We start from the raw sequence: 17574 nt of genomic DNA on the forward strand, positions 1-17574 counted from the left end.
CGGCGGGACATGACGTCTGCCGCGCACGACGTACGGAAAGTAGAGACGGCGGGAATTACTCGCCGTCCTCCCTTTACCGGAGGAGTTGTTTTCGCGTGACTGAGCATGTGTGGAGTTTCCAGTCGACCTCGGGCCACCTGGCCGGTGCCGATCTCACCGGTTACAAGGTGGAGGCCACCGACGGGAGCATCGGCAAGGTGGACAAGCACTCCGACGAGGTCGGTGACGCCTACCTGGTCGTGGACACCGGGGTGTGGATCTTCGGGAAGGAGGTCCTGCTGCCGGCGAGCACGGTGACCCGGGTCGATCCGGAGGGCGGGAAGATCTTCGTCGACCTGACCAAGGAACAGATCAAGGACGCCCCCGAGTTCCACCGCGAGAAGCACCTCGGGGACTCCGGGTACCGCGAAGAGCTGGGCACCTACTACGGCTTCCCGCCGTTCGGCGGCCGCCCGCTCTGATCACCGAGCATGGCAGGGGTGTGGGGCCCCAACCCGACGGGTTGGGGCCCCACACCCCTGCTACAAGCCCGATCCTTGCCCGTCAGAGCGTGGTGGGGGACCGGTCCCAGGCGCGATGTCCGACCAGGGACCGCGTGCGCCGTGAGCGTCATCCCGGGCGGGGGTCAGACGAGTCGTCGTCCGGGTTCACGCCGGTGAACGCGGAGTCGTCCTTCGTGCCGCTGGGGCGCTGAGTCCGGCCTCTTCGGCCCGTGTCGCGCATGCCCTTTTCCGGCGAGCGGCCTCGCTTCTCACCTCTGGTCGTCTCGCTGTGGACGGTGTTTCCGGGAACATCCTGTTCTTCCTCCTCGGCCGCCTTTCGCCCCTTGCCGGGCGGGGGCGCGTGCTTTTCAGGGTGGAAGGAACGTGAGGCGCTCGGGTTGTCCTGCTGTCGCGTCTCGTCCACATCGGGGGACCATCCGTGCTGACCGGCCATGGCGTCGCGGCTCGGCTCGCCGCGCGAGGGCCTGGAGGACTTCGGTTTCTCGGCCATGGACCGACCTGCCTGTCCGTACGAGAGGCATGTATGCGCATACCTGCAGGACTCCCATTTTCCCACGGGACACATGGCGCGTCTCCTGGACAGCGCACTGCGGCGGCGAGGCCGCCAATCGGCCGGATGCGCATCTCGAACGGGTGAGGCGTTGGCTCCGCCGCGCGGTTGTCCGGCTCACGCTGCCCGATGATCGCAGGCGGTTGGTCGGAGCGGTTCCCAGGGCCGCACCGTCGGCCGTGACCCGGAAAGGCCGCCCATGCGCATCCTGCTCGTCTCCAGCAGCTTCAACAGTCTCACCCAGCGGGTCTGGGCCGAACTGGGCGACCGCGGGCACACCGTTCCCGTCGAGGTCACCGCCGACGGGGGTGCCGTACGCGAGGCCGTTGCGCGCCATGCGCCCGATCTGGTCGTGGCCCCCATGCTGAAGGCTGTGGTGCCCCGCGACGTGTGGAGGGCGCACCGTTGCCTGATCGTGCACCCGGGACCCGTGGGCGACCGTGGCCCGTCCTCGCTGGACCACGCGATCCACGACGGGGCCCGGGAGTGGGGCGTCACTGTCCTCCAGGCTGACGAGGAGATGGACGCGGGCGACGTCTGGGCGACCGCCACCTTCCGCGTCCCGGAGGTTGGCAAGAGCGACCTGTACCGCAACGAGCTGGCCGACGCTGCCGTGGCCGCCGTGCTGCTCGCCGTCGAGAGGGCCGCCGACGGGGCGCCACCGCGTCCCCAGACAGGTGAGGTCCGCGTCCGTCCCGTGCTCCGCCAGGAGGAGCGCCGGATCTCGTGGGACGAGGACGCCACCGAGACCGTGCTGCGCACCCTGCGGGCCGCCGACTCGCAGCCCGGTGTGCCGGACCGGCTGCTCGGCGCCGAGTGGTTCCTGCACGGCGGCCACGCGGAGGACGGCCTGCGCGGGCGGCCCGGTGCCCTGCTGGCCACCCGGGCGGGCGCGGTCTGCCGCGCCACCGTGGACGGCGCGGTGTGGATCCCCGAACTCCGCGCCCGCACCGGCCCCGGCATGCCGCGTGCCTGCAAGCTCCCCGCCACCCTGGCCCTCGCGGGCAGGTTGCCGGAGCTCCCCGAACTGCCGGCACCCGCCGATCCGGCGCCGGGCCGTCGGACCTGGTCCGACATCCGGTACCGCGAGCAGGGACCGGTCGGAGTCCTGTCGTTCGCGTTCCCCGGTGGGGCGATGAGCACCGACCAGTGTCGCCGCCTGTTGGACGCGTACGAGACCGCCCGAGGGCGCCCCACCTCCGTCCTGGTACTCGGCGGTCAGCGCGACTTCTTCTCCAATGGCATCCATCTGAACGTCATCGAGGCAGCCGCCGACCCCGCCGCAGAGTCCTGGGCCAACATCAATGCCATGAACGACCTCGTCGAGGCGGTTCTCACCACGACCGACCGGCTCGTCGTGAGTGCGATCGGCGGCAACGCCGCGGCGGGCGGGGTGATGCTCGCCCTCGCCGCCGACGAGGTCTGGTGTCGTTCGGGGTCGGTGCTCAATCCGCACTACCGGCGCATGGGCCTGTACGGGTCGGAGTACTGGACCCGTACCCTGCCCGGAAAGGTGGGCGATGCCCTGGCCGCGCGCCTCACCGAGGAGGCCAGTCCGGTGTCCGCCGCGGCATCGCTGGACATGGGTCTGGTCGACCGGGTCGTCGACTGCGGACCGGGGGAGTTCACTGCCGAGGTCACCCGGTTGGCCCTCCAGCTGGCATCCCATCGCGGTCTCCAGCCACGGATCGCGGCGAAGAAGGCGGAGCACGAGTGCCGGGAGTCCGTCCTGCCCCTTGCGGTCATTCGTGAGCGCGAGCTCGCCCGAATGCAGTCGATCTTCGCCGATCCCACCGCGAGCTACCACGCACGGCGCAGGGCCTTCGTCCGGAAGGAAGCCCCCGAGCGGCGCGCCCGGATGGTCCAGGTGCGGACGCGGGCGGATCGGCCGACTGTTAAGCAAGACCCAGGCCTGAAATGAGGCCTTCGCCCCATCCCTCCTCAGGAGGCGACTCATGAGCGCAGTGAAGCCGGTCCCGGCCGAGGACCAAGGTGCCCTACCAGGCAGCGAAGAGAAGCCGATCCACATTCTGTGGATCAACGCGGGTCTGAGCTGTGACGGCGACTCGGTGGCCCTGACCGCCGCCATGCAGCCCAGCATCGAGGAGATCGCCCTCGCGGGACTTCCAGGGCTGCCCAGGATCGCGGTCCACTGGCCACTGATCGACTTCGAGTGCGGTCCGGTGGGCGGCGCCGACACGTTCATCGAGTGGTTCTTCAAGGGAGAGCGGGGTGAGATCGACCCGTTCGTGCTGGTCGTCGAAGGATCCATCCCGAACGAGGCCATCAAGCAGGAGGGCTACTGGAGCGGCTTCGGCGACAACCCGGAGACCGGACAGCCCATCACCACCAGCGAGTGGATCGATCGGCTGGCCCCCAAGGCCCTCGCCGTGGTCGCGATCGGCACCTGCGCCACGTACGGCGGCATCCACGCCATGGCGGGGAACCCGACCGGCGCGATGGGTCTCCCGGACTACCTCGGCTGGGAATGGAAGTCGCATGCCGGCATCCCCATCGTGTGTGTGCCCGGCTGCCCCATCCAGCCGGACAACTTCGCGGAGACGCTGACCTACCTGCTCTATCAGGCGGTCGGCTCCGCGCCCATGATCCCGCTGGACGACAAGCTCCGTCCGACCTGGCTGTTCGGTGCGACCGTGCACGAGGGCTGCGACCGGGCCGGCTACTACGAGCAGGGCCAGTTCGCCTCGACGTACGACTCACCGAAGTGCCTGGTCAAGCTCGGCTGCTGGGGTCCCGTCGTCAAGTGCAACGTCCCCAAGCGCGGCTGGATCAACGGTGTCGGCGGCTGTCCGAACGTCGGCGGCATCTGCATCGCGTGCACGATGCCCGGATTCCCGGACAAGTTCATGCCGTTCATGGACGAACCTCCCGGCGGCAAGGTCTCCAGCACCGCCAGCGGCGTGTACGGCTCCGTCATCCGCCGTCTGCGGACCATCACGGCCAAGACCGTGGACAAGGAGCCGAAGTGGCGGCACACCGGCGAGCGCATCACCACCGGCTACCGGCCGCCCTGGTGACCGTGGCGCCACCACCCCCGCAGGACCTCCCATCCATCCCACTGTTCGCGAAGTCGAAGAGTTGACGAAGGGCACCACAGCGACCATGGCATCTCCGGCGAAGACGACGGGTGACGGCTCCGGACTGGTGGAGATGGCCTGGGATCCCATCACCCGGATCGTGGGCAGCCTCGGCATCCACACGAAGATCGATTTCAAGCAGAAGCGCGTCGCGGAGTGCTACAGCACGTCCTCCGTCTTCCGCGGCTACAGCGTGTTCATGCGGGGCAAGGACCCCCGGGACGCGCACTTCATCACCAGCCGCATCTGCGGCATCTGCGGTGACAACCACGCGACCTGCTCCGTGTACGCGCAGAACATGGCGTACGGCGTGAAGCCCCCGCACCTCGGTGAGTGGATCATCAACCTCGGCGAGTCCGCGGAGTACATGTTCGATCACAACATCTTCCAGGAGAACCTGGTCGGGGTCGACTACTGCGAGAAGATGGTCCGCGAGACCAATCCCGGCGTCCTGGAGCTGGCCGAGCGCACCGAGGCGCCGCACGCCGCCGAGCACGGCTACCGCACGATCGCGGACATCATGCGCTCCCTCAACCCCCTCGAAGGCGAGTTCTACCGCGAGGCGCTCCAGGTCAGCCGCTACACCCGGGAGATGTTCTGTCTCATGGAGGGGAGACACGTCCACCCCTCCACCCTCTACCCCGGCGGTGTCGGCACGGTCGCGTCCGTGCAGCTGTTCACCGACTACATGAGCCGCCTCATGCGGTACGTGGAATTCATGAAGCGGGTCGTCCCGCTCCACGACGACCTCTTCGACTTCTTCTACGAGGCGCTGCCCGGCTACGAGGAGGTCGGCCGCCGCCGTGTGCTGCTCGGCTGCTGGGGCGCGCTCAACGACCCCGAGCACTGCGACTTCACCTACGCCAACATGAGCGACTGGGGCCGGCGCATGTTCGTCACCCCCGGTGTCGTCGTCGACGGCAAGCTGGTCACCAACGACCTCACCGAGATCAACCTCGGCATCCGCATCCTGCTCGGCAGCTCGTACTACGAGGACTGGCAGGGGCAGGAACAGTTCGTCACCCACGACCCGCTGGGCAACCCGGTCGACCCGCGCCATCCGTGGAACCAGCACACGATCCCGGCCCCGCAGAAGCGGAATTTCGACGACAAGTACAGCTGGGTCATGTCCCCCCGCTGGTTCGACGGCAAGGACCACCTGGCACTGGACACCGGGGGCGGCCCCCTCGCGCGCCTGTGGTCCACCGCGCTCTCCGGCCTCGTCGACATCGGCTACATCAAGGCCACCGGGCACAGCGTCGTCATCAACCTCCCCCGGACGATGACCAAGCCGGAGACCACCTTCGAGTGGAATATCCCGAAGTGGAGCAACGCCCTGGAGCGCAACCGCGCCCGGACCTACTTCCAGGCGTACGCGGCCGCCGTCGCCCTGCACTGCGCCGAGAAGGGCCTGGAGGAGGTCCGCGCCGGACGCACGCAGACGTGGGAGAAGTTCGAAGTGCCGGACGAGTCCATCGGCGTCGGCTTCACCGAGGCCGTACGGGGTGTCCTCTCGCACCACATGGTCATCAGGGACGGCAAGATCGCCAACTACCACCCCTATCCGCCGACGCCGTGGAACGCCTCCACGCGGGACACGTTCGGGACCCCCGGCCCGTACGAGGACGCGGTGCAGAACACACCGATTTTCGAGGAGAACACGCCCGAGAACTTCAAGGGCATCGACATCATGCGCGCCGTGCGCAGCTTCGACCCCTGTCTGCCGTGCGGCGTCCACATGTACACGGGCAACGGCAGGACCGTGAAGCAGATGCACGTGCCCACCGGCCTGAGCGGTCTGGCCGGATGAGCACGACCACCGCCGAACAGGCGGGCCGACGCGTCGAGGAGGTCCTGGACCGGCTGGCCGAGAACGGCGACGCCGAGGCCTCCGCGGCCGCGGAGGAAGTCGTACGCGTCCTCATGGAGTTCTACGGCACCGGCATCGCCCGCGTCGTCGAGCTCCTCGGACGCTCCGCCGCCCGTCCGCCCGCGGACCCGCTGGGCCCGTTGCTCGCGGACGAACTCGTCGCGAGCCTCCTCAACCTGCACGGACTGCACCCCGAGGACGCGCAGACCCGTATCGACCGCGCCCTGTCCGACCTGCCGCAGCCCGTGGAGAACGCGGGATTCGACCAGGAGACAGGCGTGCTCCGGCTGAGGGCCACCGCCTCGACCGGCTGCGGTTGCTCCGGCACCCAGGAGTCCGTCCGGCAGGCGGCCGTGGACGCCCTCGCCTGCTTCGCCCCCGAGGTGACCGACGTCGAGCTGGAGAGCAGCGCCCCACGTGAACCGGCGCTGCTCCAGATCGGCACCCGTCCGTCGCTCGCGGGCGCGGACGGCCGCTCATCGGCCGCCCTGTGAACGGGCCGCCGAACAGCGCCGTGCGGCCCCCTGAGCCCACCGGCCTGCGCCGGTTCACCACCCCCCGCCCGCCCCGCGAGGAGCGCTGCGAACTGTGCGGCGCCCCGCTGGCGGCCGAGGAGCGTCACCCGCATCTCGTGGACACGGACAAGCGGGCCCTCGTCTGTGCCTGCGGCCCGTGCTCGCAGTTGATGGACCGCTCCGCCGACTCTCCCGGCCGCTTCCGGGCGGTGCCCGGCCGCTTCCTGAGCGACCCGGGGCACAGGATCGACGACCGGGCGTGGGAGTCGCTGCGGATCCCGGTCTCTGTCGCGTTCTTCTTCCGCAATTCCGCCCTCGACCGCCCGGTGGCGCTCTACCCGAGCCCGGCCGGTGCCACCGAGAGCGAACTGGAGGAGGATGCCTGGGGGTCCGTCATCGACGCCACCCGGCTGGCCGCCCACCTCGAACCCGATGTAGAGGCCCTGTTGCTCCGCCGTCACGAGGGCCGCACCGAGTGCTTCCTGGTACCGATCGACCTCTGTTACGAACTGGTGGGCCGCATGCGACTGCATTGGCAGGGGTTCGACGGAGGCGCGGAGGCGCGGGCCGATCTCGACGCCCTCTTCACGCACGTACGCGGGCTGGCACGCGAGCCGCAGGGGAGCCGGCCGTGACCGAGTTCTCCTTCGACTGCACCGACGTCCGTGCCGATCCCTACGCGGCCGGCCCCACGCTCGTGTTCCGGCTACGGATCACCGCCACCGGCGGCACCCGGGTGCACGCGATGGCCCTGCGCTGCCAGATCCGTATCGAACCCGCCCGGCGCGGCTACGACGACCATGAGGCCGCAGCCCTGGGTGACCTCTTCGGCGAGCGCTCCCGGTGGGGCAGCAGCCTCAACCCGGTCCAGTTCGCCCAGGCCTCCGTCATGGTGCCCGGCTTCACCGGCGAGATCGAGACCGACCTCGTCGTGCCGTGCACCTACGACACCGACATCGCCGCGTCCCGGTACTTCCGCGCGCTCTCCGACGGTGACGTCCCGCTGCTCCTGCTCTTTTCCGGCACCGCGTTCACCGGTCCCGGCGGCTTCCACGTCGAGCCCGTTCCCTGGGACAAGGAGGTCTCCCATCGCATGCCTGTGAAGGTGTGGCGCGAGATGATCGACCAGCACTTCCCCGGCTGCGGATGGATCCGGCTCCCGGGCGACGCGATGGACGCCCTGCTCGCCTACCGCTCGCGCCGGGCCCTCCCGTCGTGGGAGGCCACTGTCGAGTCCTTGCTCGAAGCGGCGGGGGAGAGGACAGCATGACCACCGTCGCCTTCACCCCCGGCACCGAGGCGCGGTTCGCCGTCGCCCGGCACGTCGCCGACGCCGTCCTCTTCGAGGGGTACGTCCTCTACCCATACCGTGCGTCCGCCGCGAAGAACCGGCTCCGCTGGCAGTTCGGGGTCCTGGTACCGCCGTCCTGGAGCGCCGCCGCCGAGGAGCACGACTTCCAGCTCACCGAGTGCCTGATGGAGCCCAGGACCGGCGCCGAACTCGCCGTGGAGGTCCGCTTCCTGCGGGCCCAGCGGCGTACCGTCGAGGAACTCCGTCAGGACGGGACCTTCGCTCCGACCGGTGAACTTCGCCTGCCCGACCGGGTCCTGGTGGCCTGGGACGAGGGCATCGAGGAGCGCGTCACCCTCGTCGTCCCCGTCGCCGAACTGCGAGGCGACGGCATCGCCCTGCCCTTCACCCGCCCCGCCGCCGAGGAGACGGAGGAGGTCACCGAAGCCGACGGACGCGTCCTCGGCCGACTCGTACGCCGCCGCGAGGAGATCAGGGGCACCGTACGGCTCTCGGCGGCAGAGCTCGACGGCCCGTACCGTGTCGAGCGCCTCTCGGTCACGGTGGAGAACACCAGCGCCTGGACCGCCGGGCCGGACACCGACCGTCACGCGGCACTGCCGTACTCGCTCCTTGCCACCCACACCCTGCTCCGCCTCGACGGCGGCTCGTTCCTGTCGATGACCGACCCGCCGGAATGGGCCAGGGGCGCCGTCGCCGCCTGCCGCAACCTGCACACCTGGCCCGTCCTGTCCGGCGAACCCGGCCGTGACGACCTGGTGCTCTCCTCACCGATCATCCTCGAGGATCATCCGGCCATCGCGCCCGAGAGCCCGGGCGCCCTCTACGACGCGACCGAGATCGACGAGATCCTCGCCCTGCGCACGGCGGCCCTCACCGACGAGGAGAAGCGCGAGGCCAGGGGGACCGACGCCCGCGCGGCGGCGGTGATCGAACTGGCGGACACCATGCCGCCCGAGGTCCTCGAACGTCTGCACGGAGCGGTCCGAAGCCTCCAGGACGTCACCGGGACCCCGAAGCCGGCCGGAAACATCCTCGAACCGGAGACGCCCTGGTGGGACCCGGGCGGCGACACCGGTGTCGACCCGGGCAACGACCACGTCCTCGTCGACGGACGCGCCGTCCGCGCCGGCAGCAAGGTCGTCCTGCGCCCACGACTCCGCCGCACGGACGCCCAGGACCTGTTCCTCGACGGGCGCAGCGCACTGGTCGAGGCGGTCCTCCACGACGTCGACGGCGGAGTCCACATCGCGGTCACCGTGGAGGACGACCCGGGCGCCGACATCCGTCGCGAACAGGGCCGGTACCTCTACTTCAAGCCCGACGAGGTCGAAGCCCTGGAGGACAGGTGAACGGCCCCACGCCCGAGGACGGAGCACCCGGCACGGCCCGCACCCTCGTGGCCGGGGTGGGCAACATCTTCCTCGGCGACGACGGCTTCGGCGTGGAGACCCTGCGGCGGCTCACCCGCGAGAAACTCCCCGCCACCGTCGAGCTGGCCGACGTCGGCGTCCGGGGCGTCCACCTCGCCTACCAACTCCTCGACGGCTGGGACACCCTCGTCCTCGTCGACATCACGGCTCGCGGCGGCGCACCGGGGACGCTCTATCTGATCGACGCCTCGGCGACCGGCGACCGAGGCCGCGGTACGGAGCCCGCGCCGCTCGACGGCCACCGGATGACGCCCGACGCCGTCCTCGCCCTGCTGGACACCCTGTGCGCGGGAACCGGAGCCGCGCCGCCACGGCGGATCCTCCTCGTCGGCTGCGAAGCGGCCAGTCTCGACGAGGGTATCGGGCTCAGCCCGCAGGTTGCCGCGGCCGTGCCCGAAGCCGTGCGCATGGTGACCGAACTGGTCTGGCAGGAAGCCGTCGTATGAACATGGAAACGGAGAGCACCATGCACAGGAACGTCCTCGGCATCGCAGCTGTCGCCACCGCCGCCCTGGCCGTCGCGGCCGTCGTCGCCGGAGTCCTCCCCGACCTTCGGCGCTACCTGCGCATCAGCAGGATGTGACCCTCCTCCGCCTGTTCGGTGGTGGCGGCTGCACCGAACGGACGACACAGCCGTGCGGCCCCGGCGTGCCAGGTGTTCGCCCGCCACATTCCGTTCTCTAATGACGCCCGAGACCCACCCCGGCGTCCAGGACGGAGACCGATGCACGAGATGTCTCTCGCGGTCGCCGTCGTCGACCAGGTCGAGACGGCGGCGAGGTCCCAGGGGGCCATCGGCGTCAGAAGTATCGAGCTGGACGTGGGCGAGCTCGCCGGCGTCGTCGCCGACGCCCTCGCCTTCTGCTTCGAACTCGCCTGTGCCGGAACCGTCGTCGAGGGCGCCGAGCTGATCACCCGAACCGTCCCCGGCACCGCGCGCTGCACACGGTGCGCCGAGCTCTGGCCGGTCGGCATGCCGCCGCGGCTCCTCTGCCCCGGCTGCGGCGCCGCGGCCGACGGGCTTGTCTCCGGCCGCGAACTTCAGATCCGGGAGGTCCGCTGGGCCGACCCGGAGGCGCGGCGGGAAGAACATCGCCAACCGATCACCGAGGAGAGCTGAGCATGTGCCGAGCAGTCGATCTCCAGCGTGCCGTTCTCGCGAAGAACGAGGCCGCGGCACAGATCCTGCGTACCGAGCTGACCGCCCGCGGCACCACCGTGGTCAACCTGCTCTCCAGCCCCGGCAGCGGGAAGACCGCCCTGCTGGAGCGCGAACTGCGTCTCGCCGGTGAGCGCGGCGTCAGTGTCGCCGCGCTCACCGCCGACCTCGCCACCGAGAACGACGCCCGCCGCCTGGCCCGCTCGGGTGTCCCCGTCAAGCAGGTGCTCACCGATGGCCTCTGCCATCTGGAGGCCGACATGGTCGCCCGCCACCTGCACGACTGGCTGCCCGAGTCGACCCGGCTGCTGTTCGTGGAGAACGTCGGCAACCTCGTCTGCCCCGCCGGCTACGACCTGGGCGAGTCGCTCCGCGTCGTGCTCGCCTCGGTCACCGAGGGGGAGGACAAGCCGCTCAAGTACCCCACCGCGTTCGGCCTCGCCCAGCTGGTGATCGTCACCAAGATCGACATGGCGGAGGCCGCGGAGTTCGACGAGACGGCCTTCCGCGCCAACGTGGAGCAGGTGAACCCCGGCGTCGAGGTCGTTCTCAGCTCGGTACGTGACGGCAGAGGAGCGGGCAACCTGCTTGACCGGGCCGTCGCGGCGGCCGAGGGTAACCGCGTCCACACCCCGGTGATGGCCCGGGCCGACGCGTGACCACGGCGCGGTCCGGACCCGTGGTCGCCACGGCCCCGCGGCGCAGCCGTGTGGTCGTCCGCGGCGTCGTGCAGGGTGTGGGATTCCGGCCCTTCGTCCACGCCCTCGCCACCGGGCTGCGGCTGTCCGGCCACGTCACGAACACGTCGGACGGCGTCGTCGCGGAGGTCGAGGGAGATCCCGCGGACATCGCATCCTTCTGCGCCCGCCTCGTGCCCGACGCCCCGCCCCTGGCCCGGGTCGAGTCGGTCGAGTCGGCCGAGATGACCGCGAGCGGCGACAGCGGATTCACCATCGTGCCCTCCCGTCAGGGAGGCGCCGTCCGCACCCTCGTCCCGCCGGACACCGCCACCTGCGACGACTGCCTCGCGGAGCTCGCGGACCCGGCCGACCGGCGGTACCTGCACCCCTTCATCACGTGCACCCACTGCGGCCCGCGGTTCACGATCGTCACGGGACTGCCCTACGACCGGGTCCACACCACCATGGCCGACTTCCCGATGTGTGCGGACTGCGCCCGGGAGTACGCGGACCCGGCCGACCGCCGCTTCCACGCGCAGCCCGTCGCCTGCCCTCACTGCGGCCCCCGGCTGCGGCTGGTCACGGCGCCGAGCGGCCCCGCGTCCTCCGGTACGGATCCGTCCTCCGACGACGCCCGGACGGATCCCGGCCGCGATCCCGGGGCCGACCCGATCACCGCCGCACGCAGGATGCTCGCCTCCGGCGCGATCCTCGCCGTCAAAGGCCTGGGCGGCTACCACCTCGCCTGCGACGCGACGAACGCCGACGCGGTGGCCGAACTACGCCGCCGCAAGGCACGCGGTGACAAACCGTTCGCGATGATGGCCGCGGACCTCGCCGACATCGAGCCGCTCGCGCACCTGTGCCCGCTCGAACGTGAACTCCTCACCGGCGGCGTCCGGCCCGTCGTACTGCTGCGCCGCCGCGACGACGCGCGGCCGTACCACGGGGCCGCGCCGGCGCCGGCGCGGCTGGTGGCACCGGGCAGCCCGGACCTCGGCTTCATGCTCCCGTACACCCCCGTGCACCATCTCCTCCTCGGCCTCGGTACCGCGGACGGAGAAGGACCCCGGCTGCTGGTGATGACCAGCGGCAATCTCGCGGGCGAGCCCATCGTCACGGACGACGCGGAGGCACTGACCAGACTCTCCGGACTGGCGGACGCCTGGCTCCTGCACGACCGGCCGATCCATGTTCCCTGCGACGACTCCGTCGTCCGCGTCTGCGACGGCGAGCAGCTGACGCTGCGCCGCTCCCGCGGGTATGCGCCGCTCCCGGTCGCGCTGCCCGTGGAGGTCGCCCCCGCCCTCGCCGTCGGAGGAGACCTGAAGAACACCTTCTGCCTCGGCGACGGACACCAGGCCTGGCTCTCCGCCCACATCGGCGACATGGACGACCTCACCACCCAGCTCGCCCTGACCTCAGCCGAGCGGCGGCTCGAGTCCGTCACGGGCGTACGGCCCGGACTGCTCGCCGCCGACCGCCACCCCGCCTACCGGTCCGCCCGCTGGGCCCGCCGACACGCCGCGGGACGGCCTGTCGTCTCCGTACAGCATCACCACGCGCACGTCGCGGCGGCGATGGCCGAGAACGGCCTCGACGGCACGGCTCCCGTGATCGGCGTCGCCTTCGACGGCACCGGCTACGGTCTCGACGGCGCCGTGTGGGGCGGTGAGTTCCTGCTCGCGGACTACGCCGGGTTCGAGCGGTTCGCGCACCTCTCCTACGTACCCCTGCCGGGCGGCGACGCGGCCGTACGACGGCCCTACCGCATGGCTCTGGCCCACCTGTGGGCTGCGGGTCTCGCCGCCGACAGTGCCCTGCCCTGCACGCGAGCCTGTGCGCCGGGAGAACTGCCCGTACTGGAAAGGCAGTTGGCCAGAGGGCTGAACTGCGTGTCCACGTCCAGCATGGGGCGCCTGTTCGATGCCGTCTCGTCCCTTGCGGGCATCTGCCACCACGCGGGATACGAGGCACAGGCCGCGATCGAGCTGGAGGCCGCGGCCCTGCGCGCACCCGACGTCGCCGAGGACGAACGCTACGTCTTCCGGCTCGGTTCGCCGCAGTCCGGCGCCCCGCTCACCGCAGACCCCGCACCCCTTTTGGCGGCGGTGGCCGCCGACGTGCTGGACGGGACCCAGGCAGCCGTCGTCGCGGCACGGTTCCACCGCGCCGTGGCCCGACTGGTGCGTACGGTCTGCGCCGCCGCCCGCAGCGAGACCGGCGTGGAGACCGTGGCCCTGACCGGGGGAGTGTTCGCCAACACGGTGCTCTTCTCAGCCTGCGCCGAAGGGCTGCGGCAGGACGGCCTCACCGTGTTGCGTCACCGCCTGATCCCGCCGAACGACGGCGGTCTGGCACTCGGCCAACTCGTCGTGGCCGCCCGGACGACGGACCGAGCGGCCCCCGCCACGCCGCGACGAGAGCGACAGTGAGGAGACACCCATGTGCCTGGCAGTACCTGGAAGAGTGCTGGACGTGGAGGACCGGGACGGGACCCGGATGGCCACGGTCGACTTCGGGGGTGTGGTCAAGGAGGTGTGCCTGGAGTACCTGCCGGACCTGAGACCCGGCGAGTACGCCATCGTGCACGTGGGCTTCGCCCTCCAGAAGCTCGATGAGGAGTCGGCCAAGCGGACGCTGGAGCTGTTCGAGACCCTCGGCCTGCTCCAGGAGGAGTTCGGAGACCCGTGGGAGGCCGCCGAGACCGCGGTGAGCGAGTGGCAGACGCAGGACGACGTCCACGGGGAGGTACGGCCGTGAAGTACATCGACGAGTTCCAGAACCCTGACCTGGCGCGCCGGCTGCTCGACGAGATCCGGGCGACGGTCACTCGCCCCTGGGCCCTGATGGAGGTATGCGGCGGCCAGACCCACAGCATCATCCGGCACGGCATCGACCAGCTTCTGCCCCCCGAGATCGAGCTGATCCACGGCCCGGGCTGCCCGGTCTGCGTCACTCCGCTGGAAATGATCGACAAGGCCCTGGAGATCGCTTCCCGGCCAGGAGTGATCTTCTGCTCGTTCGGCGACATGCTCCGCGTCCCAGGCACGGGCCGCGACCTGTTCCAGGTCCGCGGGCACGGCGGCGACGTCAGGGTGGTCTACTCCCCGCTGGACGCGCTGCGGATCGCCGAGCAGAACCCGGACCGGGAGGTGGTCTTCTTCGGCATCGGCTTCGAGACCACCGCCCCGCCGAACGCGATGACGGTCCATCAGGCTCGCAAGCGGAACATCCGCAACTTCAGTCTGCTCGTGTCCCACGTCCGCGTCCCTCCGGCGATCGACGCGATCATGCGGTCCCCGGACTGCCGCGTCCAGGGTTTCCTCGCCGCCGGCCACGTATGCAGTGTGATGGGCACGGCCGAGTACCCCGAGCTCGCACAGCGACACAAGGTGCCGATCGTGGTCACCGGATTCGAGCCGCTGGACATCCTGGAAGGCGTACGCAGGACCCTGCTTCAGCTGGAACGGGGCGAGCACACGGTCGAGAACGCCTACCAGCGCGCCGTGACGGCCCAGGGCAATCCGGCGGCGCAGGCGATGCTGAGCGATGTCTTCGAGATCACCGACCGGGCCTGGCGCGGCATCGGCGTCATCCTGGACAGCGGCTGGCGCCTGTCCGAACACTACCGTGACCACGACGCCGAGTACCGCTTCTCCGTCGAGGGCATCGACACCCGCGAGCCCGCCGAGTGCCGCAGCGGCGAAGTCCTCCAGGGCCTGCTGAAACCGAACGAATGCGAGGCGTTCGGCACCACCTGCACACCGCGCTCCCCGCTCGGCGCCACGATGGTGTCCAGCGAGGGCGCCTGCGCCGCCTACTACCTGTACCGGCGGCTCGACGGCGGAACCCCGGGACAACGGCCTCCCGCGGCATCCCGCGCGGCCTCCGGAACCCCGTCCCCGGTTCCCGCTTCTCTGGAGGGAAGCCCCCTTGCCTGACACCGTCAGCACCACCCCGGCGGTCGACACCGCACAGCCTGCACCCGACATGCTCGCCTGGACCTGCCCGGCGCCACTGCGCGACCAAACACGCATCGTCATGGGCCACGGCGGCGGAGGCGCACTGTCCGCCGAGCTGATCGAGCACGTCTTCGCACCCGCCTACGGCGGACCTGCCCTCGCGCACACCGCCGACGCTGCCGAGATCCGCATCGGCGGCGCCCGCCTGGCGTTCTCCACGGACTCCTTCGTGGTGCGCCCCCTGTTCTTCCCCGGCGGCAGCATCGGCGACCTCGCCGTCAACGGCACCGTGAACGACCTCGCCATGAGCGGCGCCCGGGCGAGCCACCTCTCCTGTGGGTTCATCCTGGAAGAAGGTGTCGAGACCCACGTGGTCGGCCGCGTCGCACAGGCCCTCGGTGCGGCGGCACGCATGGCCGGCGTCCAGGTCGTCACCGGTGACACCAAGGTCGTGGAGGCCGGTCACGGCGACGGCATCTACATCAACACCTCGGGGGTCGGGCTGATCCCCGACGGCGTCGACCTACGCCCGCAACGGGTGGTGCCCGGAGACGTGGTGATCGTGAGCGGCCCGATCGGCATGCACGGCGTGGCGATCATGAGTGTGCGCGAGGGGCTCGAATTCGGTGTCGAGATCACCAGCGACTGCGCACCGCTCGGGGGCCTTGTCGAGGCGATGCTGGCCGTCACGCGGGACCTGCACGTGCTGCGCGACCCCACACGCGGGGGCTTGGCCGCCTCGCTGAACGAGATCGCGGCCGCTTCGGGCACGGGCGTCGTGATCCAGGAGCGGGCCGTTCCGGTCCCCGAAGCGGTCGCCAACGCCTGCGCGGTGCTCGGACTCGACCCCATGTACGTCGCGAACGAGGGCAAGCTCGTGGCCTTCGTCCCGCGCGACCACGCAGACGCCGTACTAGCCGCGATGCGCGCCCACCCGTCGGGTATCGAGGCAGCGGTGATCGGCGAGGCGGTCGAGACACATCCAGGCATGGTGGTGGCTCGTACCGGACTCGGCGGCACCCGCGTCGTGGACATGCCGCTCGGCGAGCAGCTGCCGCGCATCTGCTGAGCTCAGGCCCGGCGGCCGTGAGGTTCACGGGAGGTGTCGAGGGTCCACATGTGTGTGCAGTTCGGACACTGCAGGTGGACCCGGGGTCCGTTGTTCCCGATCAGATAGCGCCAGTGGCTCCGGCAGTTCCGGCGCTCCAGGCAGGTCCCGCAGCCGCGGGCGTCGTCGCAACCGGGGCAGGCGACCCAGGCCCGCCGGGCCGGGTCGGCATGGGGATCAAGCGGAAGACGCACGACGCGGCACCTCCCCGGGCAGCACACCGGCCGCGACCAGCCTCGCGTGCAGCCGCTGCTGTTCCTCGTCCAGGCCTGAGTACAGCAGGGCGTGCGCCGCCTCCTCCTCGCGCAGAACGGCCACGGGGTCCCAGTCGGGCCCAAGGGCTGCCACGACTTCGGCACGCCGACGTGCCTCCTCGACGGTCAGGTCGATACTGAAGTCGATCAGGGCGGAACGGGGGCCGGGGCTGTGGTTCATGGCTGGAGCTTTCGGGTGAATCGAACACGTATGCCGCCACGTCTACCAGAGCGGTCACTGCGTACGGAAGACCCCGGCCTGCCTTCGACGCTCGCTGTGGCGCACCTCATGCCGAGATGCAGAGGCGCTGCTTGCAGGACGCTTGACACCTTGTGCGTTGGCCGGCCCGGCCATGCGGCGCCTGTCGGATGAAAGCCAGGCCCCGCGAAGCGGCGACCGTCCGGTGCTGACACGGCGGGCAGGGTGAGGCCGGCGATGACAGCGTCGCGGTCTCGGTCGATACCGGCGGCCAGGGCGTGGAGGCTGGGCAAGTCGTCCTGTCGGACGGCGTCGGGCCAGTCCGGCAGGCGCTCGCCTTGACGCCCGGTAGACATGGCCGCGAAGGACCGCACATGCTTGGTGAGTGCATCGAGTTCGGGCCAGTGCGTCCGCGTACCGAGCTGCCGGGCCACGGACCGCTTGCCGTGTCCAGCGGCCAGCAGTGCGTGAATCGTGGCGTGCTTGGCGCGGGTGCGCTCGGCGAACCGGTGGCCCATCGGCCAGGGGGAACTGGACGGATTCCTGTCGGAGGTGGGCGCCGGCCCGGTTTCAGGGGCCGTAGGAACGAGGACTCGGAGGCAGTGGCGGTGCCGGGCGACAGCTCGTTCGGCGGATTCGCTGAGGTTGTGCCAGAGGTGCCATCGGTCCGCGACCTGGATCGCCTGAGGGGCTCCGGCTGTGGCGCCTTCTGCGAAGAACGGCGCGCGGTCCCGGCAGATGACCTCGACGCCGGGCCGTTTGGCGAGCCACGCGGCCAGACTTGACGCTTCCCGGGTCTGGGAGCAGGTCGATCGGGCGGCGGGTTTCGACATCGACCAGAACGGTGCCGTAGGGGCGGCCCTTGCGGGTTGCGTACTCGTCGACGCCGACCACCCGCGGCCCCGGCACCTCCGGCTCGGGAAGAGCG

At 70.6% G+C, this 17574-nt stretch carries 20 protein-coding genes; 16 read left to right on the forward strand and 4 right to left on the reverse strand.

What is annotated here, in order from left to right:
- Positions 1-95 precede the first annotated feature (95 nt).
- Positions 96-461, forward strand: a complete 366-nt coding sequence (locus tag E0F75_RS35295) for a PRC-barrel domain-containing protein (RefSeq protein WP_229315066.1) — start codon at positions 96-98, stop codon at positions 459-461.
- 148 nt (positions 462-609) lie between these two features.
- Here the strand turns inward: E0F75_RS35295 and E0F75_RS35300 are convergent, their stop codons facing one another.
- Positions 610-993: a hypothetical protein gene (locus E0F75_RS35300; protein WP_229315067.1), complete on the reverse strand. Its 384-nt coding sequence runs from the start codon at positions 991-993 to the stop codon at positions 610-612.
- Between the two features lie 259 nt (positions 994-1252).
- On the opposite strand from E0F75_RS35300, the gene E0F75_RS35305 reads away from it, so the two are divergent.
- From E0F75_RS35305 to hypE, 15 genes are all read left to right on the forward strand, one after another.
- Positions 1253-2974: an enoyl-CoA hydratase-related protein gene (locus E0F75_RS35305; RefSeq protein WP_229315068.1), complete on the forward strand. Its 1722-nt coding sequence runs from the start codon at positions 1253-1255 to the stop codon at positions 2972-2974.
- 34 nt (positions 2975-3008) lie between these two features.
- Positions 3009-4091, forward strand: coding sequence for a hydrogenase expression protein HypE (locus E0F75_RS35310; protein WP_229315069.1), 1083 nt, complete (start codon positions 3009-3011; stop codon positions 4089-4091).
- 85 nt (positions 4092-4176) lie between these two features.
- Positions 4177-5961 carry a nickel-dependent hydrogenase large subunit gene (locus tag E0F75_RS35315; protein WP_229315070.1) on the forward strand — a complete coding sequence of 595 codons (1785 nt, stop codon included), beginning with the start codon at positions 4177-4179 and terminating at the stop codon, positions 5959-5961.
- On the forward strand, positions 5958-6515 hold the full coding sequence (locus E0F75_RS35320) for a hypothetical protein (RefSeq protein WP_229315071.1): 558 nt from the start codon (positions 5958-5960) through the stop codon (positions 6513-6515). Before E0F75_RS35315 ends, E0F75_RS35320 begins: the two co-directional genes overlap by 4 nt.
- A complete protein-coding gene (locus E0F75_RS35325; RefSeq protein ID WP_229315072.1) occupies positions 6512-7171 on the forward strand; it encodes a DUF5947 family protein in 660 nt (219 codons plus the stop codon). Before E0F75_RS35320 ends, E0F75_RS35325 begins: the two co-directional genes overlap by 4 nt.
- The gene (locus E0F75_RS35330) at positions 7168-7806 is read left to right on the forward strand and encodes a DUF6084 family protein (protein ID WP_229315073.1); all 639 of its coding nucleotides are present in this window, start codon (positions 7168-7170) and stop codon (positions 7804-7806) included. The genes E0F75_RS35325 and E0F75_RS35330 overlap by 4 nt, the downstream gene beginning before the upstream one ends.
- Positions 7803-9200: a hypothetical protein gene (locus E0F75_RS35335; RefSeq protein WP_229315074.1), complete on the forward strand. Its 1398-nt coding sequence runs from the start codon at positions 7803-7805 to the stop codon at positions 9198-9200. The genes E0F75_RS35330 and E0F75_RS35335 overlap by 4 nt, the downstream gene beginning before the upstream one ends.
- Positions 9197-9727 carry a hydrogenase maturation protease gene (locus E0F75_RS35340; RefSeq protein ID WP_229315075.1) on the forward strand — a complete coding sequence of 177 codons (531 nt, stop codon included), beginning with the start codon at positions 9197-9199 and terminating at the stop codon, positions 9725-9727. Before E0F75_RS35335 ends, E0F75_RS35340 begins: the two co-directional genes overlap by 4 nt.
- Positions 9724-9864, forward strand: coding sequence for a hypothetical protein (locus tag E0F75_RS35345; protein WP_229315076.1), 141 nt, complete (start codon positions 9724-9726; stop codon positions 9862-9864). The genes E0F75_RS35340 and E0F75_RS35345 overlap by 4 nt, the downstream gene beginning before the upstream one ends.
- A 141-nt stretch (positions 9865-10005) precedes the next feature.
- Positions 10006-10401: a hydrogenase maturation nickel metallochaperone HypA gene (locus tag E0F75_RS35350; RefSeq protein ID WP_229315077.1), complete on the forward strand. Its 396-nt coding sequence runs from the start codon at positions 10006-10008 to the stop codon at positions 10399-10401.
- 2 nt (positions 10402-10403) lie between these two features.
- The gene (gene hypB, locus E0F75_RS35355; RefSeq protein ID WP_229315078.1) at positions 10404-11099 is read left to right on the forward strand and encodes a hydrogenase nickel incorporation protein HypB; all 696 of its coding nucleotides are present in this window, start codon (positions 10404-10406) and stop codon (positions 11097-11099) included.
- Positions 11096-13555 (forward strand): carbamoyltransferase HypF, encoded by a 2460-nt coding sequence (hypF, locus tag E0F75_RS35360; RefSeq protein WP_229315079.1) that lies wholly within the window; start codon positions 11096-11098, stop codon positions 13553-13555. The genes hypB and hypF overlap by 4 nt, the downstream gene beginning before the upstream one ends.
- Before the next feature lie 10 nt (positions 13556-13565).
- Entirely contained in the window at positions 13566-13883 is a 318-nt protein-coding gene (locus E0F75_RS35365) for a HypC/HybG/HupF family hydrogenase formation chaperone (protein WP_229315080.1), read from the forward strand.
- Positions 13880-15064, forward strand: coding sequence for a hydrogenase formation protein HypD (hypD, locus tag E0F75_RS35370; protein ID WP_229315081.1), 1185 nt, complete (start codon positions 13880-13882; stop codon positions 15062-15064). The genes E0F75_RS35365 and hypD overlap by 4 nt, the downstream gene beginning before the upstream one ends.
- A gap of 49 nt (positions 15065-15113) precedes the next feature.
- A complete protein-coding gene (gene hypE, locus E0F75_RS35375) occupies positions 15114-16154 on the forward strand; it encodes a hydrogenase expression/formation protein HypE (RefSeq protein WP_229315111.1) in 1041 nt (346 codons plus the stop codon).
- A 2-nt stretch (positions 16155-16156) separates the two neighbouring features.
- Here the strand turns inward: hypE and E0F75_RS35380 are convergent, their stop codons facing one another.
- The 3 genes from E0F75_RS35380 to E0F75_RS35390 are packed head-to-tail and all read right to left on the reverse strand — an operon-like array spanning position 16157 to position 17479.
- Entirely contained in the window at positions 16157-16387 is a 231-nt protein-coding gene (locus tag E0F75_RS35380; protein ID WP_229315082.1) for a hypothetical protein, read from the reverse strand.
- Positions 16371-16628 carry a DUF6400 family protein gene (locus E0F75_RS35385; RefSeq protein WP_229315083.1) on the reverse strand — a complete coding sequence of 86 codons (258 nt, stop codon included), beginning with the start codon at positions 16626-16628 and terminating at the stop codon, positions 16371-16373. The genes E0F75_RS35380 and E0F75_RS35385 overlap by 17 nt, the downstream gene beginning before the upstream one ends.
- Complete coding sequence (locus E0F75_RS35390) at positions 16625-17479, reverse strand: transposase (RefSeq protein ID WP_374115490.1); 855 nt, start codon at positions 17477-17479, stop codon at positions 16625-16627. Before E0F75_RS35390 ends, E0F75_RS35385 begins: the two co-directional genes overlap by 4 nt.
- Positions 17480-17574 lie beyond the last annotated feature (95 nt).

This window comes from Streptomyces sp. CB02980 (assembly GCF_014451325.2).
Taxonomy (GTDB): domain Bacteria; phylum Actinomycetota; class Actinomycetes; order Streptomycetales; family Streptomycetaceae; genus Streptomyces.

Bases quoted from the DNA above. Each gene is read 5' to 3' on its own strand.
- E0F75_RS35300 (WP_229315067.1), bottom strand. From the start codon at position 993: ATGGCCGAGAAACCGAAGTCCTCCAGGCCCTCGCGCGGCGAGCCGAGC.
- E0F75_RS35305 (WP_229315068.1), top strand. From the start codon at position 1,253: ATGCGCATCCTGCTCGTCTCCAGCAGCTTCAACAGTCTCACCCAGCGG.
- E0F75_RS35310 (WP_229315069.1), top strand. From the start codon at position 3,009: ATGAGCGCAGTGAAGCCGGTCCCGGCCGAGGACCAAGGTGCCCTACCA.
- E0F75_RS35315 (WP_229315070.1), top strand. From the start codon at position 4,177: ATGGCATCTCCGGCGAAGACGACGGGTGACGGCTCCGGACTGGTGGAG.
- E0F75_RS35320 (WP_229315071.1), top strand. From the start codon at position 5,958: ATGAGCACGACCACCGCCGAACAGGCGGGCCGACGCGTCGAGGAGGTC.
- E0F75_RS35335 (WP_229315074.1), top strand. From the start codon at position 7,803: ATGACCACCGTCGCCTTCACCCCCGGCACCGAGGCGCGGTTCGCCGTC.
- E0F75_RS35345 (WP_229315076.1), top strand. From the start codon at position 9,724: ATGAACATGGAAACGGAGAGCACCATGCACAGGAACGTCCTCGGCATC.
- E0F75_RS35350 (WP_229315077.1), top strand. From the start codon at position 10,006: ATGCACGAGATGTCTCTCGCGGTCGCCGTCGTCGACCAGGTCGAGACG.
- hypB (WP_229315078.1), top strand. From the start codon at position 10,404: ATGTGCCGAGCAGTCGATCTCCAGCGTGCCGTTCTCGCGAAGAACGAG.
- E0F75_RS35365 (WP_229315080.1), top strand. From the start codon at position 13,566: ATGTGCCTGGCAGTACCTGGAAGAGTGCTGGACGTGGAGGACCGGGAC.
- hypE (WP_229315111.1), top strand. From the start codon at position 15,114: ATGCTCGCCTGGACCTGCCCGGCGCCACTGCGCGACCAAACACGCATC.
- E0F75_RS35385 (WP_229315083.1), bottom strand. From the start codon at position 16,628: ATGAACCACAGCCCCGGCCCCCGTTCCGCCCTGATCGACTTCAGTATC.
- E0F75_RS35390 (WP_374115490.1), bottom strand. From the start codon at position 17,479: ATGTCGAAACCCGCCGCCCGATCGACCTGCTCCCAGACCCGGGAAGCG.